The 23395-nt window shown below is 34.4% G+C and carries 24 protein-coding genes and 1 pseudogene; 14 read left to right on the top strand and 11 right to left on the bottom strand.

Annotation, left to right across the window (positions count from 1 at the left end):
- Positions 1–16: 16 nt before the first annotated feature.
- The 8 genes from HNQ00_RS09490 to HNQ00_RS09455 all read left to right on the top strand — a co-directional run bounded on the left by HNQ00_RS09490 (position 17) and on the right by HNQ00_RS09455 (position 9334).
- Entirely contained in the window at positions 17–1021 is a 1005-nt protein-coding gene (locus HNQ00_RS09490; protein WP_173838096.1) for an AAA family ATPase, read from the top strand.
- Between the two features lie 85 nt (positions 1022–1106).
- The gene (locus HNQ00_RS09485) at positions 1107–1970 is read left to right on the top strand and encodes a DUF58 domain-containing protein (protein ID WP_173838095.1); all 864 of its coding nucleotides are present in this window, start codon (positions 1107–1109) and stop codon (positions 1968–1970) included.
- A gap of 137 nt (positions 1971–2107) precedes the next feature.
- Positions 2108–3742, top strand: a complete 1635-nt coding sequence (locus tag HNQ00_RS09480) for a hypothetical protein (RefSeq protein ID WP_173838094.1) — start codon at positions 2108–2110, stop codon at positions 3740–3742.
- Positions 3742–4743: a vWA domain-containing protein gene (locus tag HNQ00_RS09475; protein ID WP_173838093.1), complete on the top strand. Its 1002-nt coding sequence runs from the start codon at positions 3742–3744 to the stop codon at positions 4741–4743. Before HNQ00_RS09480 ends, HNQ00_RS09475 begins: the two co-directional genes overlap by 1 nt.
- Positions 4744–4841: 98 nt before the next feature.
- Positions 4842–5873, top strand: coding sequence for a VWA domain-containing protein (locus tag HNQ00_RS09470; RefSeq protein WP_173838092.1), 1032 nt, complete (start codon positions 4842–4844; stop codon positions 5871–5873).
- 52 nt (positions 5874–5925) lie between these two features.
- Positions 5926–6687, top strand: coding sequence for a tetratricopeptide repeat protein (locus HNQ00_RS09465; protein WP_173838091.1), 762 nt, complete (start codon positions 5926–5928; stop codon positions 6685–6687).
- 91 nt (positions 6688–6778) lie between these two features.
- Entirely contained in the window at positions 6779–8533 is a 1755-nt protein-coding gene (locus HNQ00_RS09460) for a BatD family protein (protein WP_173838090.1), read from the top strand.
- A 57-nt stretch (positions 8534–8590) separates the two neighbouring features.
- Positions 8591–9334 (top strand): tetratricopeptide repeat protein, encoded by a 744-nt coding sequence (locus HNQ00_RS09455; RefSeq protein ID WP_173838089.1) that lies wholly within the window; start codon positions 8591–8593, stop codon positions 9332–9334.
- 3 nt (positions 9335–9337) lie between these two features.
- On the opposite strand, the gene HNQ00_RS09450 is transcribed toward HNQ00_RS09455, so the two are convergent.
- Positions 9338–9886, bottom strand: a complete 549-nt coding sequence (locus HNQ00_RS09450; RefSeq protein ID WP_173838088.1) for a CvpA family protein — start codon at positions 9884–9886, stop codon at positions 9338–9340.
- 145 nt (positions 9887–10031) lie between these two features.
- On the opposite strand from HNQ00_RS09450, the gene HNQ00_RS09445 reads away from it, so the two are divergent.
- From HNQ00_RS09445 to HNQ00_RS09435, 3 genes are all read left to right on the top strand, one after another.
- A complete protein-coding gene (locus tag HNQ00_RS09445) occupies positions 10032–10388 on the top strand; it encodes a hypothetical protein (protein WP_173838087.1) in 357 nt (118 codons plus the stop codon).
- Positions 10389–10489: 101 nt separating this feature from the next.
- Positions 10490–11509 carry a phenylalanine--tRNA ligase subunit alpha gene (gene pheS / locus HNQ00_RS09440; protein WP_173838086.1) on the top strand — a complete coding sequence of 340 codons (1020 nt, stop codon included), beginning with the start codon at positions 10490–10492 and terminating at the stop codon, positions 11507–11509.
- A gap of 74 nt (positions 11510–11583) precedes the next feature.
- Positions 11584–11991: a hypothetical protein gene (locus tag HNQ00_RS09435; RefSeq protein WP_173838085.1), complete on the top strand. Its 408-nt coding sequence runs from the start codon at positions 11584–11586 to the stop codon at positions 11989–11991.
- 74 nt (positions 11992–12065) lie between these two features.
- Here the strand turns inward: HNQ00_RS09435 and HNQ00_RS09430 are convergent, their stop codons facing one another.
- The 4 genes from HNQ00_RS09430 to HNQ00_RS09415 form a co-directional block, all read right to left on the bottom strand.
- Positions 12066–12800, bottom strand: coding sequence for a DUF6503 family protein (locus tag HNQ00_RS09430; protein WP_254598479.1), 735 nt, complete (start codon positions 12798–12800; stop codon positions 12066–12068).
- 31 nt (positions 12801–12831) lie between these two features.
- The gene (locus HNQ00_RS09425) at positions 12832–13827 is read right to left on the bottom strand and encodes an NAD(P)H-dependent glycerol-3-phosphate dehydrogenase (RefSeq protein WP_173838084.1); all 996 of its coding nucleotides are present in this window, start codon (positions 13825–13827) and stop codon (positions 12832–12834) included.
- Between the two features lie 285 nt (positions 13828–14112).
- Positions 14113–15270, bottom strand: a complete 1158-nt coding sequence (locus HNQ00_RS09420) for an iron-containing alcohol dehydrogenase (RefSeq protein WP_173838083.1) — start codon at positions 15268–15270, stop codon at positions 14113–14115.
- Between the two features lie 88 nt (positions 15271–15358).
- Positions 15359–16129: a type 1 glutamine amidotransferase domain-containing protein gene (locus tag HNQ00_RS09415; protein ID WP_173838082.1), complete on the bottom strand. Its 771-nt coding sequence runs from the start codon at positions 16127–16129 to the stop codon at positions 15359–15361.
- Between the two features lie 87 nt (positions 16130–16216).
- Between HNQ00_RS09415 and HNQ00_RS09410 the strand changes: the two genes are divergently transcribed.
- A complete protein-coding gene (locus HNQ00_RS09410) occupies positions 16217–17113 on the top strand; it encodes a LysR family transcriptional regulator (protein ID WP_173838081.1) in 897 nt (298 codons plus the stop codon).
- On the opposite strand, the gene nadD is transcribed toward HNQ00_RS09410, so the two are convergent.
- The 5 genes from nadD to HNQ00_RS09385 form a co-directional block, all read right to left on the bottom strand.
- Positions 17114–17695: a nicotinate (nicotinamide) nucleotide adenylyltransferase gene (gene nadD / locus HNQ00_RS09405; RefSeq protein ID WP_173838080.1), complete on the bottom strand. Its 582-nt coding sequence runs from the start codon at positions 17693–17695 to the stop codon at positions 17114–17116.
- Positions 17696–17964: 269 nt separating this feature from the next.
- Positions 17965–18537 (bottom strand): guanylate kinase, encoded by a 573-nt coding sequence (gene gmk / locus HNQ00_RS09400; RefSeq protein ID WP_173838079.1) that lies wholly within the window; start codon positions 18535–18537, stop codon positions 17965–17967.
- 42 nt (positions 18538–18579) lie between these two features.
- A complete protein-coding gene (locus HNQ00_RS09395; protein WP_173838078.1) occupies positions 18580–19440 on the bottom strand; it encodes a YicC/YloC family endoribonuclease in 861 nt (286 codons plus the stop codon).
- Between the two features lie 79 nt (positions 19441–19519).
- On the bottom strand, positions 19520–20413 hold the full coding sequence (locus HNQ00_RS09390; RefSeq protein ID WP_173838077.1) for a DMT family transporter: 894 nt from the start codon (positions 20411–20413) through the stop codon (positions 19520–19522).
- Positions 20406–20762 (bottom strand): arsenate reductase family protein, encoded by a 357-nt coding sequence (locus tag HNQ00_RS09385; RefSeq protein ID WP_173838261.1) that lies wholly within the window; start codon positions 20760–20762, stop codon positions 20406–20408. Before HNQ00_RS09385 ends, HNQ00_RS09390 begins: the two co-directional genes overlap by 8 nt.
- Positions 20763–20837: 75 nt before the next feature.
- Between HNQ00_RS09385 and HNQ00_RS09380 the strand changes: the two genes are divergently transcribed.
- Positions 20838–21293: a DinB family protein gene (locus HNQ00_RS09380; RefSeq protein ID WP_173838076.1), complete on the top strand. Its 456-nt coding sequence runs from the start codon at positions 20838–20840 to the stop codon at positions 21291–21293.
- Positions 21294–21398: 105 nt separating this feature from the next.
- Here HNQ00_RS09380 and HNQ00_RS09375 read toward each other — a convergent pair whose 3' ends face one another.
- On the bottom strand, positions 21399–22142 hold the full coding sequence (locus HNQ00_RS09375; RefSeq protein WP_173838075.1) for a DUF3298 and DUF4163 domain-containing protein: 744 nt from the start codon (positions 22140–22142) through the stop codon (positions 21399–21401).
- 99 nt (positions 22143–22241) lie between these two features.
- On the opposite strand from HNQ00_RS09375, the pseudogene HNQ00_RS09370 reads away from it, so the two are divergent.
- Positions 22242–23390 (top strand): annotated as a pseudogene (locus HNQ00_RS09370) (cystathionine gamma-synthase); the annotation flags it as partial.
- Positions 23391–23395: the final 5 nt, after the last annotated feature.

Here is a 23395-nt window from a genome sequence, read left to right as displayed (position 1 = left end):
TAATAAATACATCAATATGGAAGAGAATACATCGACTTTAGACATTAGAGCAATCAACGAAAGAGTAGAAAGAGAAAGTGCGTTTATCGATTTACTTTCAATGGAAATGAACAAAGTGATTGTAGGTCAGAAGCATATGGTTGAGCGATTGTTAATTGGTTTATTAGGTCAAGGGCACATTCTTCTAGAAGGAGTTCCTGGACTTGCAAAGACATTAGCAATTAATACATTGTCTCAAGCAATTCACGGTTCCTTCAGCCGAATTCAATTTACACCAGATTTATTGCCTGCCGATGTTGTAGGTACGATGATCTACAATATTAAGGCAAATGAGTTTTCGATAAAAAAAGGTCCAATTTTTGCCAATTTTGTACTTGCAGATGAGATTAACCGTGCTCCAGCTAAGGTGCAATCAGCATTATTAGAGGCGATGCAGGAAAAGCAAGTAACTATTGGGGATACTACTTTTAAACTAGAAAAACCATTTCTTGTATTGGCTACTCAAAACCCAGTAGAGCAAGAAGGTACTTATCAATTACCAGAAGCACAAGTTGACCGTTTCATGTTAAAAACGGTGATCGATTATCCTAAAATGGATGAGGAGCGATTGGTAATTCGTCAAAACCTGAAAGGAAGTTACGAGAAAGTAAATCAAGTGGTTTCTGTGGAGCAAATTTTAAGAGCTCAAGAAGCAGTTCGTGAAGTGTACATGGATGAAAAAATAGAAAAATACATCTTAGATATCGTCTTTGCTACGCGTTACCCAGAGAAATATAAACTAGCTGAATTAAAACCTTTAATCAGTTTTGGGTCTTCTCCTCGTGGAAGTATCAACTTAGCTGTTGCAGCAAAATGTTACGCTTTTATAAAACGTCGTGGTTATGTTATTCCAGAGGATGTACGTGCCGTTGTTCACGATGTGTTGCGTCATAGAATTGGAATTACATACGAGGCTGAAGCTGAAAATATAACTTCGGTAGACATTATCAACAAGATTGTAAACGAAGTAGAAGTACCTTAAAATTTGTTTAAGGTTTAAGGTTTCAAGTTGCTGTTGCAAAAAGTGAAAACCTTAAACTTTTTTAAACTTTAAACAAATTAAATAAATGGATACAAAAGACCTTTTAAAAAAAGTACGTAAAATAGAAATTAAGACCCGAAGATTGAGTGATCATATCTTTTCGGGAGAGTATCATACCTCTTTTAAAGGACGCGGAATGACTTTTAGTGAGGTGCGTCAATACCAATATGGAGATGATATTCGAAATATTGATTGGAATGTTACAGCACGATACAATGAGGCTCACGTAAAAGTTTTTGAAGAAGAACGCGAATTAACCATGATGTTGATGGTTGATATCTCGGGTTCTGAAAGTTTTGGTTCTAAAAATCAATTTAAAAAAGACATTGTTACAGAGATCGCTGCTACAATGGCTTTCTCAGCTACACAAAACAACGATAAAATAGGTTTGATATTATTTTCAGATCAAATAGAACTATACATTCCACCAAAAAAGGGACGCTCACATGTGCTGCGTATCATTAGAGAATTAATCGAATTCAAACCTGAAAGTCATAAGACAGATCTAGGGCAAGCATTAAAATTTTTATCTAGTACACAAAAAAAGAAGGCAATAGTATTTGTAGTTTCTGATTTTATGTGTGAAGGCTACGAACAAACTTTAAAAATTGCTGCAAAGAAGCATGATATTACTGGGATACGTGTATATGATGTAAGAGAACAAAGCATGCCTAACATAGGAATGGTTCCTATGCTAGATGCAGAGACTGGTGAAGTGGCTTTGATTGATACTGGTTCTAAGACCGTGCGTTTTAACTATGAAAAGCATTACAACGAACGACTTAATTACTTTAAGGATACCTTTAGTAAATCAGGATCTGGAGTAGTGAACACAAGAGTAGACGAGAGCTATGTTACCAAGTTATTAGGTTACTTTAAATCGAGATAATGTTGAGAAATCACAATTTTCACAACTAAAATGAATTGGAAATAATTAAAATTTTGGATAAAAATAAAAAACGTAAAGTAGTATTATTAGCTGCTTGTAAATTGTTAATCAACGATCTAAAATTTCATTAATTGAATATGAAAAGAGCTATATACCTACTTTTAATTCTGTTTTGTTCTACTGTTTTTGCGCAACAAAAGCGAGTAGTTACTGCAATAGATACCACAAAAAACAAAATTGGAGCCGAATTTAAACTTACCATAAAAACTGATGTAGATACTTTATCTAAGGTTGTTTTTCCGGGTTTGAAAAATATTGGAGCGCTAGAGGTCATCAAATCGTATCCCATCGATACTGTTAGAAAAAATGATCGCTATGAATTAATTAAAAAGTACGGTTTAACACAATTTGATTCAGGGAGTTATACCATTCCCAGTGTTAAAATCATGATTAATAGCAAACCGTATTATTCTGATTCCATACGTGTTGATGTTGCTAATGTGCAAGTAGACACATTAAAACAAAAAATGTATGACATTAAGGAGATTACTGCTGCCGAAAGCCCAGTGGGTAACTGGTGGAAGTATCTATTAGTGTTTTTATTGCTTGTAGGAATAGGTGCTGCAGTATACTGGTTTATTAAAAAACGCCAGCAGAAAAAAATCGAAGAAGAGATATATAAAACTCCTATCGAAAAAGCAACAAGTTTACTAAACAACTTGGAGCAGAAAGAATTATGGCAAAAAGGAGAAGTAAAATCATATTACTCTGAACTTACAGATATTGCTAGAAACTATATTGAAGAGGCCATCGAAATTCCAGCAATGGAAAGCACAACTGCAGAACTAATTGCAGGACTGCGTGCAGCATCATTAAAAAAGAAAATGACGCTTACACCAGAAACAATAGAAAACTTAGAGCGTGTATTAAAGCAAGCCGATTTAGTGAAATTTGCCAAATCAAAACCGTTAGATTTCGAAATCACAGAGGATAAGAATAAAATTCAGCGTGTAATCTTAACATTAGATGATGCTATTCCAGTAGAAATTGAAGTCGAAGAAGATGCGATCTTAAATGAAGCACAAAGACAAAAGCAAATTGCTATCCAGTTAAAGAAAAAACGAAACAAACGTATTATTACAGCAATTGCATCAGTATTTTTATTGCTATTTATAGTCACGTCTTACTTTATCATTACTAAAGGGTTTACCTATGTAAAAGACAATGTACTAGGGAATGCTTCTAAGGAATTGCTTGAAGGAGAATGGGTTAAAAGTGAATACGGAAATCCAGGTATTGTAGTGGAAACACCTAAAGTGCTAAAGCGCATTGATTTAACTAAGTCATTACCTAAAAATGGATTGGCATTAATTAAAGAGATGAATTCATTTGCTTATGGTGGTGTTTTAGATAATTTCTATTTGATGGTTTCAACTTACAAGTACAAACAAGATAGTACTGCGGTAGATTTGAAAAAATCAATGGAGGTGACATTACAAACATTAGAATCTCAAGGCGCGCTAAACATGGTGGTGAAGCAAGAAGATTTTCAAACTCCAGAAGGTGTAAGCGGTTTAAAAAGCTACGGAACTTTCTCTAGAGTTAATCAGTTAACTAGTAGCAGTGAAAAGCTATATTATGAGTTACTACTGTTTGGGCAAGAAGGCGGTTTACAGCAGATTATGATTTTTCATGAAGAAGGAGATGCCTACGCAAATCAAATTTCAGATAGAATATTGAGTTCTGTCGAATTAAAAAAAGTAAGTAAATAATGGGAAAAATAACTTTTTTAAATCCTGAGTTTTTCTGGTTGTTTCTTTTAATTCCATTAGCAATTGCGTGGTTAATTTATACTAGAAAGGAACAAACGGCTACCTTAAAAATTAGTTCGATTCAAGGTTTTAAAGCTAACGATACATTCTGGGTTAAGTTGAGACCCTATTTAAGTGTGTTTCGTTTATTGGCGTTAAGCTCAATGATTGTTGCTCTAGCCAGACCAAGAACGGTAGATGTGAGTAATAAAACTAAAACTACAAAAGGAATTGATATTGTGATGGCAATTGACGTTTCTGGAAGTATGCTTGCAAAAGATTTAAAGCCCAATCGTATGGAAGCTTTAAAAAGAGTCGCAGCCGATTTTGTTGGAGAACGTCCTAATGATCGTATTGGGTTAGTAGTTTACGCATCTGAAGCCTATACAAAAACCCCGGTAACTAGTGATAAAGCGGTTGTTCTTGAAGCAATTAAAAGTATTAAGTACGACAATGTATTACAAGATGGTACTGGTATTGGTATGGGACTTGCAACAGCGGTGAATAGACTAAAAGATAGTAAAGCTAAGAGTAAGATTATTATTCTATTGACAGATGGGGTAAATAATGCTGGTTTTATTGAGCCAGAAACAGCTGCTGATATTGCAAGGCAGTATGGTATAAAAGTCTACACCATAGGAATAGGAACTAATGGCATGGCCGAATTTCCTTATGCAATAGCTCCTAACGGGCAGTTCTTGTTTCAACGTATGAAGGTTGAAATAGATGAACGTTTAATGAAAAGTATCGCAAAAAAAACAGATGGGAAGTACTTTAGAGCGACAAGCAATAGCAAGTTAGCCGAAATTTACGGTGAAATAAACAAACTAGAAACTACTGAAATCGAAGAACTTAAATTTTATGATTATGATGAAAAGTTCAGACCATTTGTACTGCTAGCTGGTTTACTATTGCTAATAGAAATTGGGTTACGCAACACAGTGTATAGAAGTTTTATTTAGTATCCCCAGCCCGGCCAGGCTAAAAAAAAGGAGGCTGGACGTGAAAATTGGAATCTAAAATTTGTCTTGATATTTCGAGACTGATATTTAAAAATAATATGGAATTAGACGAATCAAAATATTTATACCTGCTTTTCTTACTACCGGTGATAGTGGCTTTGTTTCTATTCAACTTGTATTGGAAAAGGAAAAAGCAACGCGAGTTTGGGGATTTAGAGATGGTTAAAAGATTAAGTCCTGAAAGCTCTACATTCAAACCAGTTTTAAAATTGGTTGTTTTGGTATTGGCTTTTCTTGGATTAATTTTTGCACTAGTGAACCCAAAGATTGGTACAAAGATGGAAACGGTAAAACGCGAAGGGATTGACATCGTTTTTGCAATGGACGTTTCTAAGAGTATGCTTGCTGAAGATATTGCTCCTAGCCGACTTGAAAAAAGCAAACAAATTGTTTCACAAATTATCAATCAATTAGGAAACGACCGTATAGGGATTGTCGCTTATGCGGGAAGTGCATTTCCGGTATTGCCAATTACGAGCGATTATAGTGTGGCAAAAATGTTCTTGCAAAGTATGAGCCCTGATATGGTTTCTTCACAAGGGACGTCGCTAGATGAGGCCATCACTTTATCTGGAACTTATTTTGACGATAAAAGTAAAACTAGCAAATTGCTGATTTTGATTTCTGATGGTGAAGACCATTCAGAAGGTGCCCAAGCTGCTGCCGAGGAAGCAAATAAGCAAGGCATGCGAATTATAACCATAGGTTTAGGAACTGAAAAAGGAGGGACGATTCCTTTAAAAGTGAATGGTAAAATAGAAGGTTATCAACGTGATAATAATGATGAGGTTGTTGTCACCAAGTTAAATCGTGCTAGTTTAGAAGCTATTGCTAAAGCTACTAAAGGGGGTTATATTGATGGAAAGAATACTAAGGATGTTCTTGAATACATTAAAAACACTTTGAATACCATTCAAAAAACTGAATTTGAAGCGACGCAAATGGCCGACTTTCAATCGCAATTTCAATGGTTTTTAGGTTTTGCATTTGTACTGCTATTTATTGATCTTTTCTTCTTAGAACGAAAAACAGAATGGGTTAAAAAATTGAATCTATTTAATGAAAAGTAATCGCAAGCCACAGTTGCTGCCTATTTTTTTTTGACGAACAGAATAAATTAAAATGAAAAATATTAAAATATACATGTCTGCTTTTGTACTATTCCTTTTAATGGGAGTAGGTACTTCATACGCTCAAGAAAAAGATAATATTTTACCAGAAGCTAATAAAGAATATACTGCTAAGAATTATGTTGATGCTGAAGCAAATTATAGGGTTTCGAATTCGAAATTTTCTAATAAAACAAATTCTGCTTATAATTTAGGAAATGCTATCTACAGACAAAATCAAGCCTCAGAAGCGAAGTTTGCTTACGCGAATGCCTTAAGAACAGCTAAAACAGCTACACAAAAACACAAAGCATTTCATAATTTAGGAAATGTGTTCATGAAAGAGAAAAATTATACTGAGGCAGTCGAAGCTTATAAAAATGCACTGAGAAATAAGCCTTCAGATGATGAGACTAGGTACAACTATGCTTTAGCTAAGAAAATGTTGAAAGAAAATCCTCCTAAGGACGATAAGGATAAAAAAGACGACAAGAAAGACAAGGACAAGGATAAAGACAAGAAGGATCAGGATAAAAAGGACGATAAGAAAGACGGCGACAAAGATAAAAAGGACGACAAGAAAGACGGAGATAAAGACAAGAAAGACGGTAAAAATGATAACAATGGGGAGCCAAAACAAGAACCCGGAGGAATGTCGCCACAACGTTTAAAGAATCTTTTGAATGCCGTTAACAACGAAGAGAAGAAAGTTCAAAATAAGGTTAATGCCAATAAAGTAAAAGGGAAACCAGTTAAAACAGAAAAGGACTGGTAGGATTTAAATGGCTGTTTGTGGATTTGTTTCTTTTTTTTTAAACAAGTCTTTTTCTAAATCACATTCCTGAATAAATGTATAAACATTAATAATGAAGAAATTTTTATTTTTAATACTGTTAAGCTTTCAAGGACTTCTTGCTCAAGTGCAATTTGAAGCAAAAGTTAGCAAGACAACATTAGGCCTTAATGAAAGGCTACGTATTGATTTTGCCATGAATATTGATGGAGATAATTTTAACGAACCTTCGTTTGACGGTTTTAGAGTTATCGCAGGGCCTAGTCAACAAGTTAGTCAGTCGTGGGTGAACGGTAAAAGTTCATTCGAAAAAATCTATTCTTATTATTTGCTACCTACTCAAAAAGGGACAATAACAATTAAATCGGCTACGATTGAATACAACGGACAGGTGTTTAAATCTAATCCGGTGAAGGTTAACGTTACAAATGCGGTCGAAATCCCTAAAGATCCTAACGATACCAGTATATCTGCAGATGATAATTTATATCTAGTAGCAGATGTTTCAAAGACAAATCCTTATTTGAACGAACCAATATCTGTAGTATACAAATTGTATTTTAGTAATAACATTGGGATTGCTAATTTAGGGGAATTAAGTAAGCCTAAATACAATGATTTCTGGAGTCAAAATATTGATATGAACCAGCAATTTACCGCGCAACAATCAATGTTCAAAGGGCGTGAGTTTCGTTATATTGTCTTAAAGAAAGTGGTATTATATCCACAAAAATCAGGTAAGCTAGCAATTGAACCTCTTGTACTAGATGTAGAAGTGCAATTACCTACTAATAGACGCGATGTTTTTGGGAGAATGCAAATTCGAAATGAAAATAAGAGGATTTCGGCTGGAGCCAAAACAATTGCTGTAAGAGCGTTGCCAGAAAAAGGGAAGCCAGACGATTTCACTGGAGCTGTGGGTTCGTTTGATTTTAAAGTAACACCGTCTAAAACAAGTCTTAAAAACGGCGAAAGTTTAGATCTTACTGTGAGTGTTACAGGAAAAGGAAACATGAAATTATTCACTTTGCCGGAGCCTGTAGTTCCTAATGCTTTAGAAAAATATGATCCTGTTCACGAAGAAGATGTAAAAACTTCCCTTGCAGGAATGTCAGGGAAAATAGCAGATCGTTATACCATAGTGCCTATTTATAAAGGGAATTATCCTGTAAAACCTATCCGTTTTTCATACTTTGATGTTGGCTCAGGAACTTACAAAGTAGCGGTGTCACCAGAGATAATGATCAATGTATTAAGTGGTCCTACAGATACTCGCGCTATTGATAGTTTGAAAGCAAATTCAGGTAAAAATGCCGTTAACATTGAGCAGTTTAAAAACATCAAGTTAGCTACTGAATTGCAGCCAATAAATGGAGAGGATTTCTTTGGGTCTAATGTATATTTATTGCTATTATTAGTTCCTTTCTTATTAGTGCCAATTGTAATTTTAGCTAAGAATAAAAAAGACGCTCTTGATGGTGATGTAGTAGGAAATAGAATTAGAAGAAACAACAAACTAGCTAGAAAGTACCTATCACAAGCTAAGAAACAAATCAATAATAAAGTACCGTTTTATGTTGCTCTAGAAAAAGCAATGCATAATTTCTTGAAAGCGAAGTTGCATATTGAAACTTCAGAGATGAGTAAGGACAATATTAAAATTATCTTGTTAGATAAGAATGCAAATCCTACTACAGTTGATGATTTCATAACGCTTACTGAAAACTGTGAGGTGGCTCGCTATGCTCCGGCATCTAGTGCGACAATCCAAAAAGATTATGATAAAGCGGTAGCAATCATATCAGAGTTAGAGAAAGAGCTTAAATAATTAGTAGTACTGGTCTAAAGAAATTATTTCTTATTGCCAAAATCATAAAATATAAATATGAAAAATATTCTATATCTATTTTTATTATTCACACAGGTTTTCTTTGCTCAATCAGGCTTTGAAACAGGGAATGAGTTGTATAAAAATGGAAAATATGAAGCAGCAGCTAACGCTTACAACGCTGTTTTAAAGTCAAAAAAACAGTCTGCTGAGCTGTATTATAATTTAGGGAACTGCTATTATAAATTAAATAAGGTAGCACCAGCGATTTACAATTATGAGAAAGCGTTGGTTTTTAAACCAAATGATACTAATACCCAGAATAATCTACGTTTTGCTCAAAAGCGAACGGTTGACGAAATAAAAGTAGTGCCCAAGGTAGGGTTTGCAAAGCTGCTACGTGATTTTACGGCTTCGTATAATTACAATGTTTGGGGGTATATTTCGGTGGGATTTTCAGTGTTGTTTTTACTCGCTTTCTTGGGGTATTATTTTTCGGCCAGTAGTGTGGTAAAACGCGTCTTCTTTTTTGGGATGTTCGTGATGGTTATTTTGATGGTGATTAGTGTTATTGCTGCTATTTTTGAAAAGAATCAATGTAAAAACGAGCGCCCTGCAATAGTTTTTGCAGAAGCGGTTGATGTTAAGAAAGAGCCACAAAACGCAAGCAAAACCATCGTGATATTGCATGAAGGGGCTAAAGTTTATGTTGAAGAAACAGCCAACAATTGGAAAAAAGTGCAATTAACGGACGGCACAGAAGGCTGGATTGAAAAAAGCGCCATCATAGAGGTCAAATAGGGATTAATCTTCGGCTTCCTCGACTGTTGTGTCTTCTGGTTTTGTGGTATGTTTTTCTTTAAATTCGATATACCATTTTTCAAGTGTAGGATAAAAAAATCGAGATGTTTGCTGAATCGGATTGTAAAAAACGGAGCTATCCATGGTTTCTTGCTTCATCAGCATGTTGTTGAAATTCACTTTTTCGAATAAATTAAAAAGTACACTCAGTAGTAATACTGCTTTTAAGACACTAAAAAAAGCACCTGCTAGTTTATTAATCCATCCTAAGAAGGCAAAATCCATGATGCCAGTTAGTATTTTTGCTAGCAAATGAATCGCGACAACTACCGCTATAAAAGTAATTGCAAATGCAAATATTTCAACATATTTAGGTGACCAAGAAACGTGGTTTGCTAAAGTTTCTCTCACAACATGTGAACATTTGATGGCTAAGTATATACCCAATAGCAACGATAAAAACGAAGCTAATTCTACAAACAGACCATTCATAAGGCCTTTGTAGAGTGCATATATTAAGATTGCTGCTAGAAAAATGTCCAATATACTCATAGTAAGGTTCCTTAATTTAAGAGCAAATATAAAATAATTCAAACATCCATTGTCAATTTACAAGTCGTTATCTTTGCAAATAAAAATTAGCGTAATTACAAGGTTTGAAAAGATGTGATTATAGCAAACTACAATAAAAAATAAAATGTCAAGAGATATACAACTTAAAGAACGCTGGGAACAGCTTGTTGAAATGCTATCAAATCAGTTCTCGCAGGGAGAGGATTTAGATTTAGATGCAATTATTTACCTAATAGGAGTTCAAGAATTAGGTAAAGTACATCAAACGTATAAAAAGGATGAAAAATTAAATTTAATGCATATCGCCATTTGTAGGTTGTTAGAACCTTATGGTTTTTATGAATTTGAGTTTTTTGATGAAGATGGCTGGCCACATTATAAAGTAAAAGAAGAACTACCACCTTTGAAAGCAGGTGAGCAGTCTGTTTTGATGAAGGAAGCAATTGTGAATTATTTTATTGAAAAAGAACTAATTTCATAATTTACGATTGCAGTAATAGTTTTGCGATAGAATCTACCTCAAACTGAGACTGAAAACTGAAAACTTTTCCCTAAATTTGCCCTCTCAATTACCGGACGAAAATGATAGATAAGATAAAAGAATATATTGGCGAAGCACAAGCTTTTTCAACACAGGACAAAGCAGCATTAGAAACTTTTAGAATTAAATTTTTAGGAAGTAAAGGACTTTTAAAAGAGTTTTTTGCTGAGTTTAAAAATGTACCAAACGATCAAAAGAAAGAATTTGGACAGGTAATCAATTTACTTAAATCATCTGCAGAGGAGAAAGTAAAAGCAATTCAAGAAGCCTTAGAGAGTAAGGAAGAAACGAATGGTTTTTATGGTGATTTAACGCGTTCTGCTGAGCCAATAATTATAGGTTCTCGTCATCCTATTTCTATCGTTAAAAATCAAATTATCGACATTTTTGCTAATATTGGTTTTAATGTATCTGAAGGTCCAGAAATTGAAGATGATTGGCATAATTTTACAGCATTAAACTTGCCAGAGTACCATCCGGCGAGAGACATGCAGGATACGTTTTTTATTCAAACAAATCCAGATACTCTTTTGCGTACGCACACATCTTCTGTACAGGTGCGCTACATGGAAGAAAACAAACCGCCGATACGAACTATTTCTCCGGGACGTGTTTTTAGAAATGAAGCAATTTCTTCACGTTCACACTGTATTTTTCATCAAGTAGAGGGATTGTATATAGATAAAGAGGTGTCGTTTGCTGATTTAAAACAAACGCTTTTATATTTTACAAAAGAGATGTTTGGTAAGTCAAAAATTCGCTTACGTCCTTCTTATTTTCCGTTTACAGAGCCTAGTGCTGAGATTGATATCTACTGGGGTTTAAAAACAGAAACAGATTATAGAATTACTAAAGGAACTGGTTGGTTAGAAATTGGTGGTTGTGGTATGGTCGATCCTAATGTTTTGAAAAATTGCGGAATCAATCCTGAAGAATTCAATGGTTTTGCCTTTGGAATGGGAGTAGAACGCATTGCGATGTTGTTGTACCAAATTGGTGATATTCGTATGTTTTATGAAAATGATGTGCGTTTCTTAGAGCAATTTAGAGCTTCTATTTAATAAAAAACAAGCATTAAAATATAGCAATACTTTTTTAAAATGAAAGTTTCTGTATTTAAAGAAAGAGAGAAAGTATGAAAAAAGATATAGTTATTCCTGAAGTAGAAAACGTTTTTGTGGCAACTGTCCAAGAATGGAGTGATGACTTTATGGAAAAAGTGTGGTATGCTTACTTAGTTAATGATAGTGATTTTTTAATCGAAAGTGTTATGGTCGTTTCAAAGGCTTTTGGTACAATCGATGGTGAAATGAAAAAGACATCGCTGTTGCGCCACGCTTTTGTTGAAGTTCCAGCTGTTTCAGTAGTTAAAATCGAAATGATTGAGAAAAGTGTATTGGTACTCAATAATGAATTTTCAGTGTCTTATTTCATAGGGAATAAGATGTATGATAAGAAATTTAATTTTAAAGCAAATGCTATGAATGAGCAAGAACTTGAAGAAGTGCCTATACTATTTGTCGATGGTCTCATTGTAAGATAACAGTAAAAATACAAGCATAAAAAAAGCAGCAACCTTAAATAAGGTTGCTGCTTTTTCTGTTTTTAAGCACCATGTTAGCTTTTTGATAATGTATCAGTAGCTAGGTATTTGTCGTCTTGATTTAAATACCAAGCTCTCGCTTTAGGAATTTTAATTCCGGATAATTCCTCTTCGCCACTTAATAAAATATATTCTCCATCATTCTTTGTTTGATCATGGTAAAACTGATATACTTTTAAAGCGTACGTCTTTGGATCAAAATAAAAGTACCAAGCGTCTTTTCCTATGCCCTCCTCATACTTTACTGCTAATACTAAGTACTCTTGGCCCATGAAGTCCTTGCGTTCAACTACGGGATTTATAATTGTTCCAGGGTCTTGCAATTTCATTGGTAAACCATACAAATAGCTGTAATAGTTTTTCATGAAAATCGCTCTAGCTTTAGTTAGATTGTATGTTTTTACATCTTCCTCAGTATAGGTTGCTTTTCCATCTAAGGCAAATTGTACAGAATCATTTACTATATTGTATGAAACAGATCGGTCATTACGACTTGATTTTAATTCAAATTTTTGAGCAGCTACATCAATAAAAATGGAACTACTTCTCTCCTTACCGTCTGGAGTTTTGGTTGTAATTAAAAAATTGTTTTTGAAAGTATTATAATTGTGTTCGGGATCATGATATGCAATCGCTTTTTTCAAAAGTTCGGTACCACTAATTTCTTGCGCATAGCCCTGACTACAAACTAGAATACTCCACAAAAAGAGCGTTTTTAAAACAGGAGAGAATAATTTTATAGTAGCCATGGCAGTACTTTTATTAGTTATTAAAATTGTATTAGTCTAGTTGATCCGTCAATTTTTTGAAAGTCGCTTTAGCGTCTTTTCCTTCATAAAGGATTTCATATACCGCATCTATAATTGGAGTCTTAGCTCCGTAGCCTTGATTGAGTTTGTAGGCGCTTTTAGTAGCATAATAGCCTTCAGAGACCATGCTCATTTCTAGCATTGCGCTTTTTGCAGTGTACCCTTTTCCTATCATGTTTCCAAAGGTTCTGTTTCTAGAAAATATTGAATATCCAGTAACTAATAAATCACCTAAATAAGCGGAGTCATTAATATTACGTTTCATTTTATGTACTTTCTTGATGAATTTTTTCATCTCTCTAATGGCGTTACTCATTAAAACTGATTGAAAATTATCTCCATATCCTAAACCGTGTGCAATACCTGCAGCTATAGCGTAAATGTTTTTAAGCATGGCAGCATATTCCGTTCCTATAATATCGTCTGTGATTTTCACTTTAATAAAATCTCCAGCTAATCTAGCGGCTACGTTTTCAGCTTTTGTGGCATCACCGCAAGCAATTGTAAGATAAGATAGGCGTTCTAACGCTACTTCCTCTGCGTGGCAAGGACCACTAATTACGCCAATGTTGTAATAAGGGATGTCGTATGTAAAGTGAAAATGTTCCCCTACAATCATGCTACTCTCCGGAACAATTCCTTTAATTGCAGAGAAGATGACTTTATTTTTTAGTGAAACGTTCAATTTTTCTAGCTCAGTTGCTAAAAAAGCTGAAGGAATAGCAAAGATGATATAATCAGCATAAGCAATAGCTTCGTTAATATCACTTGTTAATTTAAGTTTGTTGATGTCAAATTCTACAGCACTCAAATAATTTGGATTGTGCTTGTATTTTTGAATGTGTTCTATTGCAGCGTCATTGCGCATGTACCAGTAAACCTCATCAAGATTTACACATAGCATTTTGGTAATAGCTGTTGCCCAGCTTCCTCCACCTATAACTGCGAACTTTAAATTTTCGGCCATTTTTATTTTAAATTTAGTCAAAAGTACTTAAAAATGCATACAATTGGCAATTAAATTCTCAGTCAATATCTACACCAGATGTATCAAATAGGATATCTATATTACATACATGATAGAATATTTGATAAATGATAAAATATTTTTATAAAATTAACGTTTGAAATAACTAATACTCATTTTTTTAAATAAATATGAATATTGAGTTAGTTAAAGGTGTAAATAAAAAAGGCGTCCCTAAATAAATTAAGAACGCCTTGTTTTCACCGATTTGCTCAGTATTGTGAACTAGTAACTCATTTCAACTATAGACTTAACTTTGTCTAATGTAATATTTTGTTTTTCTCCTAGACCTTTCCAACCTCTTTCATCAAAACGTTTTACAATAAAGTCAGCTGTTTCGCTGTACTCTTTTGTGTAGTCAGATAATTTAGTATCCATGCCCATTTTATGGAAAAATTCTACTGTTTTATTAATCGCTTCTTTAGCAACTTCGTCTTCCGTACCTTCTAAGTTAAAGATACGTTTTCCGTATTGTGCTAATTTTGCTTTTTTAGTTTCAAACATTACAGTATATAAACTTGGAGCGATTACAGCAAGAGTTCTTGCGTGATCGATGCCATACATAGCTGTCAGTTCATGTCCAATCATGTGTGTTGCCCAGTCACTTGGAACTCCTTTTTGGATTAATCCATTAAGCGCCATTGTACAAGACCACATAAAGTTTGAAGCAAGCTCATAGTTTGCTGGATCTTCAACTACTTTAGGACCAACTTCAATTAGCGTATGCAAAATTCCTTCGGCAATTCTATCTTGTAAATGTCCTTCATGCGGATATGTTAAGTACTGCTCCATAACGTGCGTGTAAGCATCAACAACACCATTTTGTAATTGTCTCTTAGGTAAAGATTGGATCACTGTAGGGTCAGTAATTGAAAACTTAGGAAACAAAGCTGAACCACCAAAAGCTAATTTCTCCTTAGTAGATTCGATTGTAACCACTGCTCCAGAGTTCATTTCGCTTCCTGTTGCTGGCAACGTTAATACGGTTCCAAACGGGATAGCATTCTCTTTGATCAAAATTCTTTTCTGCAAGATTTCGATAGGATCTCCTTGGTAATTTACAGCTCCTGAGATGAATTTCACACCGTCTATTACTGATCCACCACCTACTGCAAGAATAAAATCTATGTTTTGCTCTTTAACAATTGCTACTGCTTTCATTAAAGTTTCAAAGTGAGGATTTGCTTCAATACCAGAAAATTCTACGATTTCGTGTCCTTTTAAGTTGTTGATAACTTGATCGTGGATTCCGTTTTTAAAAATACTTCCACCACCGTAAGCTAATAAGATTTTTGCTCCTTTAGGAACTAGATCAGCTAATTTTTCCATTTGACCTTTACCAAAAACTAAGTTGGTAGGGTTATATAATTCAAAGTTTAACATAATGATACTGTTTAAATTAAGAAGGCTTTACCGCTCCCGTTCTTAAAAAGAACAAGAGCTTGGTAAAGCCTTTTACTATTACTAATTATTATTTTTTAGCGTTCAATTGACCTAACAATTTTTCTGCTACTAATTTAGATGAAGCTGGATTTTGTCCAGTAATCAATAAACCGTCTTCTACTGCGTATGGATTCCAGTCTGCAACTTTAGAATAAGTAGCTCCATTTGCTTGTAAAGCATCTTCAAGTAAGAATGGAACAACATCTGTTAATCCTACTGCTGCTTCTTCTGTATTAGAAAAACCAGTTACTTTTTTTCCTTTTACTAAGAATTCACCGTTCACTTTTACATTTTTCAACACTGCTGGTGAGTGACATACAAATGCTACTGGTTTGTTATTAGTATAAAAAGAAGTAATTAATTTACTAGAATCTTCGCTTGATGCTAAATCCCAAAGTGGTCCGTGACCTCCTGGATAGAATACAGCGTCATAGTCAGATTCTTTTACATCAGCTAATTTGTGCGTTTTGCTCAATTTAGCTTTTAATTCTGTGTCTTTGTCAAAACGTTTTGTATCCTCTGTTGCTGCAGATGGATCATCACTCTTAGGGTCGATTGGCGGCTGTCCTCCTAGTGGAGTTGCGATATCAATTTGTACTCCTTTATCTGCTAATTCATAATATGGAGCTGCAAATTCTTCAACCCAAAATCCTGTTTTTTCTCCTGTGTTTCCTAGTTCTGAATGACTAGTTAAAACGAATAATACTTTTTTCATCTTTGATTTTTTTGTTTTTTGTGCTGTTGCTGTAAAGCATCCCACAGTTAATACTAGTATTGCAAATAATGCGACTTTTTTCATTTTGTTATTTTATAAGTACAAATCTACGGCAATTATGCTATCAGTAAAAATAATTTAAATTATGTTTGTGATAAATATATTTATATCATGGTAAATCTCGAATGGTACAGAACGTTTAAATCTGTCTATAAAAACGGTAACTTTTCACTAGCTGCCCAAGAACTTTTTATAAGTCAGCCTGCAGTGAGCCAGCAAATCGCTATGCTGGAAGCACATGTAGGCTACAAACTATTTAATCGAAAGTCTAAAGGAGTCGACCCAACCGAATACGCCAAGTTACTCAATAATTTAATCATTGATGCGCTCGATCGATTAGAAAATGTAGAGAATGGTTTTAGAGCCAAAGCTTTTAATGCTAATAGATTGATAACGGTAGGTGTTTCTAAAGATTTTTATAGCAGTTTAGCAAGCGCCTTAGTAGGGCAATTTGATTATATCGATTTTAGTTTTCATGAAAATGAAGCATTATTCGAACTAGTAAATGCAAAGAAAATCGATTTTGCCATTGTGAATCAGCAGTATGATACTTTTGACACATTCAGCTCAAAGTTAGGAATGATCAAGCAGGTTATTGTTGGCTCCACGGCAATAGATCAAAAGCAATTTAAAAGTTTGATAAAAGCTGCTGATAACGAAGCTATCGAACATTGGTTGAATGAGCAAATTTGGTTTACACACGATGCCGGAATTCCACATGTAAAGTTATTTTGGTTGCATGTATTCGATAAGAAAAGACCTGCGATCATCCCTAACTACATTATCCCATCAGAATTTAAAATGCTGTCAACTATCGCTAAGAGCACTGGAGTAGGGTTAACATGGAATTGCAATGCTAAATCTTTTTTAGACTCAGGAATGCTGCAAATGATCTGGGATAGTGAAAAAATGCCAGAAACGGCTGTATACCTTTTATCAAATAAAAATGACCATTTAAAAGGGGTATTTGATAAAATTGAAACAATTTTAAAAGCGGTATTAAAGTAACTACTTCTTATAAAAAATATTGTGATCGATATAATCCCAAACATTTGCAGGTAAAAGCGGTTGAATGTTTTTACCTTCTTTGATGTTGTTTCTAATAAATGTAGACGATATTTCAACGATAGGGGCGTCGATCATGTGGATTCTAGGGTGATCTTTAAGTTCTAAATTTTCTGCTTCAGAGGATATTCTTGGGTATACATAAATATCATGGTTTTGCAAGATTACCTCGTAGTTCTTCCATTTATGAAGCGATTTTAAATTGTCTTCGCCCATGATTAAAGAAAACTGATGACTAGGGTATTTTTCTTCTAGATGCACTAAAGTATTTACGGTGTAATTAGGTTGCGCTAGTTTAAACTCAATATCTGAAGGTTTTATTTTCGAAAATCCTTCTGTAGCAAGATGAACCATGTGCAATCTATGAAAGTCGTCTAGTAATGTACTTTTCTTTTTATGCGGATTGTGTGGCGTTACTACCATCCAAACTTGGTCTAAGTCAGAATGCTCAGCCATATGATTAGCAATAATCAAGTGACCAACGTGTATGGGGTTAAAAGTTCCGAAATAAAGTCCTATTTTCATTGTTCGAGTAACTAGTGATTAGTAAAAAGTAAGTAGTGTTTGAGCGTTTTAATAAAAGAATTAATCGTCTTTAATTCTTCTTCAATTTGTCCCAAGAAATCTTTGTACAAAGGATGAATTGAAATAGAACCAAGTTCACTAGTAATAAGTAACTGTGTTTCAGTTTAGAATAAGTGGCCTCTGGAAATTTTTAAAAAATGTCTAAATGATTTCTCTTTATTTCTTCCACTTTTAGACTGCTTACTAATCACTCTTTACTAATCGCTTTTTTATTTGCTTACAAAATCATTTACTAACGCGACAGCTTCTTCTAAAGCAACCTCTAAATCGTAATTTTTAATAACAACATCAAACTGTGGTGCTGTTGCTAGTTCTACAGACGCCTTAGCAATACGCATATTGATTTTGTCTTCACTTTCTGTAGAGCGTTTTTTGAGTCTAATTTTTAATTCATCAATACTTGGCGGTTTTACAAAAACAGCAAGCGTTTCCTCAGGAAATTTAGATTTGATTCTTAATCCGCCGGCTACATCAATGTCAAAAATAACATTTTTACCTTGAGCCCAGATTCTCTCTATTTCGCTTTTTAAAGTACCATAAAAGTTGTCTCTGTAAACCTCTTCCCATTCAAGAAAATCTTCGTTCTTAATGTGAGTTTTAAAATCTTCGGTAGAGATAAAGTAATAATCTTTTCCGTTAACTTCTTCTCCTCTTGCATCACGTGAAGCTGCAGAAATTGAAAATTCTAAATTCAATTCTTCTTGCCCCAATAAATGCTTAACAATGGTTGTCTTTCCAGATCCTGAAGGTGCCGAAAAGACAATTAATTTTCCTTTTTTCATTTTATGTTAAATTTGTTTCAGTAGCTTTTTTAGTTTTTGAAACTATAGAACGTTCAATACTTGCTCTTTAATCTTTTCTAATTCGTCTTTCATTTGAACGACTAATTTCTGCATTTGTGCATGATTTGATTTGGAACCCATAGTATTGATTTCACGACCCATTTCTTGAGTGATAAAACCTAATTTTCTACCATTAGCTTCTGTTCCATTTATAGTTTCTAGAAAATAATCTAAGTGATTAGTAAGACGCACTTTTTCTTCGGTGATGTCTAATTTTTCTAGATAATAAATTAATTCTTGTTCAAAACGGTTGGCATCTACGTTCACTTGTAACTCTGCAATAGCAGTTTGTAAGCGGTCTTTAATAGCTTGAACACGTTCAGGATCTAGTTCTAAAGCTTCAGTCATGTACTGGCGAATATTTCCTATGCGCAATTGAAATTCTTTCTCTAAAGAAGCACCTTCGTCTTTTCTAAAAGTAAGAATGTTTTGAACCGCTTCTTCGATAACTGTTTGAATTTGGATCCAATCATTTTCATCAATTTCGTCGCGTTCAATTTTTAATGCATCAGGCATTCTAACAGCCATTTTCATCAATTCTGTTTCATCTGCCGCAGGATAAATATCTTTAAGCTGACTTATATATGCTTTTACAATAGGTGCGTTTACCTTTGTAGTTGTTTGTTCTGCAGTACTTTCGATAAAAATAGAAAAATCAATTTTTCCTCTCTCTAGTTTAGAACCTAATTGCGTTCTTAGTCCTAATTCCATTTCGCGGTAAAGCGAAGGCATTCTAACGTTTAAGTCTAAACCTTTACTGTTTAAGGATTTTACTTCAACAGTTATTTTTTTATTGGGTAAATGCAAAGATGCTTTACCAAAACCGGTCATTGATTGTATCATATAGTTGTATAAAGGGGGCAAAGATAGCTAAAACGGGCTAAACCCGCAAAAGCAAGGCTTTTAAGTACTTATTAAATTGCTAAATTGTTTTTGACGCGGGTTTTTGGGTTACCATATAGACGCCAATAAATATTAAAAGAGCAGATACTATTTTAACCACAGACAATTCATCTTTTCCTAAACCAATTGCAAAAACTGTCGCAAAAAAGGGTTGTAAGTATATAAATACCGCTACTGTTGTAGGTTTTAATTCTTTCATTGTTAGTAAATTAAGTAAGTAGGTTAAAAAGGTCGAAATCACCACTACAAAAACTATTTTCCAACCGATAGCTTCAGGAACTAATGACCAGTTGACCGCTGCTACTTGACTGTAGCCAAAAGGAATCACCATGAGCAAACCAAATAAGTATACCCATTTTACAAAGGTGAAGGCATTGTATTTATCCATTAGTTTTTTTACGATGATTAAGTAAAAACCGTAAGATATTGCATTGACTAATACTAGGGCATTTCCTAACGTAGCATTTGTACCGCTACCTATCGCCTTGCCATATAAAATTAGAGATCCGGTCCCAACTAACCCTAATAGGATTCCAGTAACCATTCTCTTTCGCATGCGTTCCTTCATAATTATAGCTGATAAAATCAGTACAATCATGGGAGTGGTAACCATAATCACCGCTGCTGAAATAGGGGAAGTTAAACTTAGTCCTTTAAAAAAAGTAAGCATATTAAAAGCCACCCCAAAAAAGGCGGCTGCGATAATGCGAGGAAAATCTTTTAAGTCAATTTTTTGCTTTGGCATAAAAAGCCAAATTAGCCAGAATAGCAACGTAGAGCCACTTACACGTAGCAATATAAAACCATATGCATCTATAAATGCCGGCATAACATCCTTTGCTATAGTAAACGTGACGCCATAAATAATAGAAACAAGCGTCGCACCTAGAAGAGCAATAGTCCTTTTAGACATTGCCCAGCGCCTTCATAACTTGTAACATATTTTGCTGCGTTCCGCCAACAAAAACTTTACCACCAATCATAAATACAGGGCGAGCTAAGAACGTATAGTGCTCCAGTAAGTATTTTTTATAATCTTCCTCAGTAAGGGATTTATCCTTAAGATTCATTGATTTGTAAAGTTGCGCTTTCTTACTAAACAAAGCTTCATAGCTACCAGATGACTGGTACATTTCGGCTAATTCTTCTTCGGTTAAAGGGTCTTGTTTAATATCTCTAAAAGCGAGATTATTCCCCTTCGGCAAGGTTTTAATAATTTTTCTGCACGTATCGCAAGACGCGATGTAGTATATTTTATCCAACATAGTTTTTATGATCTTTGTGCAAAGAAAAATCATTTGAAACTTAAAATGATTATTTTTAGCAAAAAAAACATAATGAAAGCTACACTTGAACTTACAAAAACGAGTAGAACGATACTCTCTCAAATACTACCTAACTATACATTAGCACAGTTAAACACTATTCCGCCAGGGTATAGCAACAATTTAATTTGGAATATTGCCCATGTGATTGTGGTGCAACAAATGCTTGTTTATGGATTATCTGGCTTGCCCATGAAAATTTCTAACGATATGGTCGAAAAGTATAAAAAAGGAACTAAACCAGAGCATAATGTAACGCAAGAGGAGGTAGATGAAATTCAAAGTTTACTGCTAAGCACTATCGATCAAACTGCTATTGATATTGACAATAATGCTTTTCAAAACTTCAAAGAATATCCTACTTCAACGGGCTTTACTTTAAAAAATGCTCAAGATGCTATGAGTTTCAATAATTTTCATGAAGGAATTCACTTGGGTATCATTTTCAGCATTAGAAAATTTGTCTAATCCTTATTTTTAGGAGCTAGTCCCGTCATCCGCTGTATCTTTTATAGCTTCAAGACAGCTATAAAAGGATGCCGCTGCTACCGGGGCTAAAACCGTTGCTCACTCTTATTTAAATAATAAATACTCTTTAAGCTCCTCATAAGTCAACAATAATTCCTGAGGACCATCTGCATAAGAGGCGATTTCATACCTATTATAATACAGTAAAAGTCCTTTATCTGTAAAGAATAGGTTTAAAGGTAACTGGAATTTATCATCCTCAAACATGAATTTGGTCGCGTTAATACCATGGTTAGTAGGTATCTTGAATTTAAAACGAAACTTCTTTTCGGCGAAAGCCTTAAAATCGTTATAGTTTTTAAAAAGCATGTCGTTATTGATGTTTTTACCTGTCTTTGGATTAAAAAGTAAAGAACGTTTTCCTTGATAACCATGAGCGCCACCGGTATAAGTGTAGTGGTTTATTTCAATATTAATAATACTGTCTGTTTGGTATTTAACAGCACCCTCAATTGTTGCTTCCCATCCAAATTTGTCTTCGGGAAATTCTCTTTTCAACTTTTCATAAGAGTTAATAAATGCCACTAATAAAGAATCATAAGTTGTGGCATTATAAGGCTTCTCCCCAAAGTAAACAATCTCTTTTAAAACACTAAAAACTTTTTTATTGATGCTATCACTTACTTCGGCCTGACCCTTAGCAATAGGAATCATCACATTTATTTCAGGGCATTTATCGTCGCATAAATAAGTAGATTTCTTATTGTAAGTTGTGTCTTCAAATGTCAATTTCTTCTGGCAACTAACAAGTAGTAATAACAGTCCGGTAAAATATAAGCAGTATTTCATTTTATTATAGGTGTTAATTATATACAAAGGTATTCTCTCAAGCAACCATAAGAGTAAATTAAATGGTAAATTTGAGTAACCAATACATCAGTAAAATTTAAAGATATGAAATTCAATACAAAAACCATACATGGAGGACAACATCATGATCCGTCAACAGGCGCTGTGATGCCGCCAGTATTTCAAACATCAACATTTGCACAAACGAGTCCGGGTCAGCCTATTGGGGATTATGAGTATAGCAGATCATCAAATCCTACTCGCTCTGCCCTTGAAGAGGCATTTGCAAGTATAGAAAATGGCGCTAAAGGTCTTGCTTTTTCTTCAGGACTTGCTGCTACAGATTGTTTGTTGCGCTCTTTTAAAGCGGGAGATGAGATTATAACCATGGATGATTTGTATGGAGGCACGTATCGCATGTTTACTAAAATCTACAAAGATTCTGGGATTGTATTCCATTATGTAGACATGAATAATTTAGACAATGTAAAAGCGGTTATTAATGAAAACACAAAAATGATTTGGGTTGAAACACCTACAAATCCTTTAATGAAACTGGCAGATATCGCCGCGATTGCAAAGATTACAAAAGAGCACAATATTCTATTTGCAGTAGACAATACCTTTGCTACACCTTATTTGCAGCGACCTCTTGATTTGGGTGCTGATGTGGTGATGCACTCCGCAACAAAATATTTAGCAGGACACTCTGATGTTATCGCGGGTGCACTAATTGCTAAAACAACCGAATTAGGTAAGCAATTGCATTTTCAGCAGTTTGCAACAGGAGCTACATTAGGACCTATGGATAGTTTTCTAGTTCTGCGCGGTATAAAAACCCTGCACTTAAGAATGCAAAGACATTGTGAAAACGGAGAGAAAGTAGCGGATTATTTAAACAATCATCCTAAGGTGAAAACTGTTTATTACTCAGGTCTGGAAAGTCATCCGTATCACCAAATCGCCAAGAAACAAATGAGTGCTTATGGCGGCATGGTATCCTTTGACTTTGCATCTGAGAAGAAAGAAGATGCTATCTCTTTTCTTGAAAAATTAAAAATATTCACCTTAGCAGAATCTTTAGGAGGGGTAGAATCTCTAGCAAATCATCCCGCTTTAATGACACATGCTTCTATTCCTGAGGAGAAACGCTTAGAGGTAGGAATTACAAATCACCTAGTGCGGTTAAGTGTAGGCATCGAGGACATCGATGACTTACTGCAGGATCTTGAACAAGCACTTAAGTAATATTA

The organism is Flavobacterium aeripolare (assembly GCF_013294025.1).
GTDB lineage: Bacteria > Bacteroidota > Bacteroidia > Flavobacteriales > Flavobacteriaceae > Flavobacterium.
The sequence above is the reverse complement of the archived record's forward strand: the minus strand, read 5'-3'. Positions and strand labels throughout refer to the sequence as shown.

Bases quoted from the DNA above. Each gene is read 5' to 3' on its own strand.
- HNQ00_RS09490 (WP_173838096.1), top strand. From the start codon at position 17: ATGGAAGAGAATACATCGACTTTAGACATTAGAGCAATCAACGAAAGA.
- HNQ00_RS09485 (WP_173838095.1), top strand. From the start codon at position 1,107: ATGGATACAAAAGACCTTTTAAAAAAAGTACGTAAAATAGAAATTAAG.
- HNQ00_RS09480 (WP_173838094.1), top strand. From the start codon at position 2,108: ATGAAAAGAGCTATATACCTACTTTTAATTCTGTTTTGTTCTACTGTT.
- HNQ00_RS09475 (WP_173838093.1), top strand. From the start codon at position 3,742: ATGGGAAAAATAACTTTTTTAAATCCTGAGTTTTTCTGGTTGTTTCTT.
- HNQ00_RS09470 (WP_173838092.1), top strand. From the start codon at position 4,842: ATGGAATTAGACGAATCAAAATATTTATACCTGCTTTTCTTACTACCG.
- HNQ00_RS09465 (WP_173838091.1), top strand. From the start codon at position 5,926: ATGAAAAATATTAAAATATACATGTCTGCTTTTGTACTATTCCTTTTA.
- HNQ00_RS09460 (WP_173838090.1), top strand. From the start codon at position 6,779: ATGAAGAAATTTTTATTTTTAATACTGTTAAGCTTTCAAGGACTTCTT.
- HNQ00_RS09455 (WP_173838089.1), top strand. From the start codon at position 8,591: ATGAAAAATATTCTATATCTATTTTTATTATTCACACAGGTTTTCTTT.
- HNQ00_RS09450 (WP_173838088.1), bottom strand. From the start codon at position 9,886: ATGAGTATATTGGACATTTTTCTAGCAGCAATCTTAATATATGCACTC.
- HNQ00_RS09445 (WP_173838087.1), top strand. From the start codon at position 10,032: ATGTCAAGAGATATACAACTTAAAGAACGCTGGGAACAGCTTGTTGAA.
- pheS (WP_173838086.1), top strand. From the start codon at position 10,490: ATGATAGATAAGATAAAAGAATATATTGGCGAAGCACAAGCTTTTTCA.
- HNQ00_RS09435 (WP_173838085.1), top strand. From the start codon at position 11,584: ATGAAAAAAGATATAGTTATTCCTGAAGTAGAAAACGTTTTTGTGGCA.
- HNQ00_RS09430 (WP_254598479.1), bottom strand. From the start codon at position 12,800: ATGGCTACTATAAAATTATTCTCTCCTGTTTTAAAAACGCTCTTTTTG.
- HNQ00_RS09425 (WP_173838084.1), bottom strand. From the start codon at position 13,827: ATGGCCGAAAATTTAAAGTTCGCAGTTATAGGTGGAGGAAGCTGGGCA.
- HNQ00_RS09420 (WP_173838083.1), bottom strand. From the start codon at position 15,270: ATGTTAAACTTTGAATTATATAACCCTACCAACTTAGTTTTTGGTAAA.
- HNQ00_RS09415 (WP_173838082.1), bottom strand. From the start codon at position 16,129: ATGAAAAAAGTCGCATTATTTGCAATACTAGTATTAACTGTGGGATGC.
- HNQ00_RS09410 (WP_173838081.1), top strand. From the start codon at position 16,217: ATGGTAAATCTCGAATGGTACAGAACGTTTAAATCTGTCTATAAAAAC.
- nadD (WP_173838080.1), bottom strand. From the start codon at position 17,695: ATGAAAATAGGACTTTATTTCGGAACTTTTAACCCCATACACGTTGGT.
- gmk (WP_173838079.1), bottom strand. From the start codon at position 18,537: ATGAAAAAAGGAAAATTAATTGTCTTTTCGGCACCTTCAGGATCTGGA.
- HNQ00_RS09395 (WP_173838078.1), bottom strand. From the start codon at position 19,440: ATGATACAATCAATGACCGGTTTTGGTAAAGCATCTTTGCATTTACCC.
- HNQ00_RS09390 (WP_173838077.1), bottom strand. From the start codon at position 20,413: ATGTCTAAAAGGACTATTGCTCTTCTAGGTGCGACGCTTGTTTCTATT.
- HNQ00_RS09380 (WP_173838076.1), top strand. From the start codon at position 20,838: ATGAAAGCTACACTTGAACTTACAAAAACGAGTAGAACGATACTCTCT.
- HNQ00_RS09375 (WP_173838075.1), bottom strand. From the start codon at position 22,142: ATGAAATACTGCTTATATTTTACCGGACTGTTATTACTACTTGTTAGT.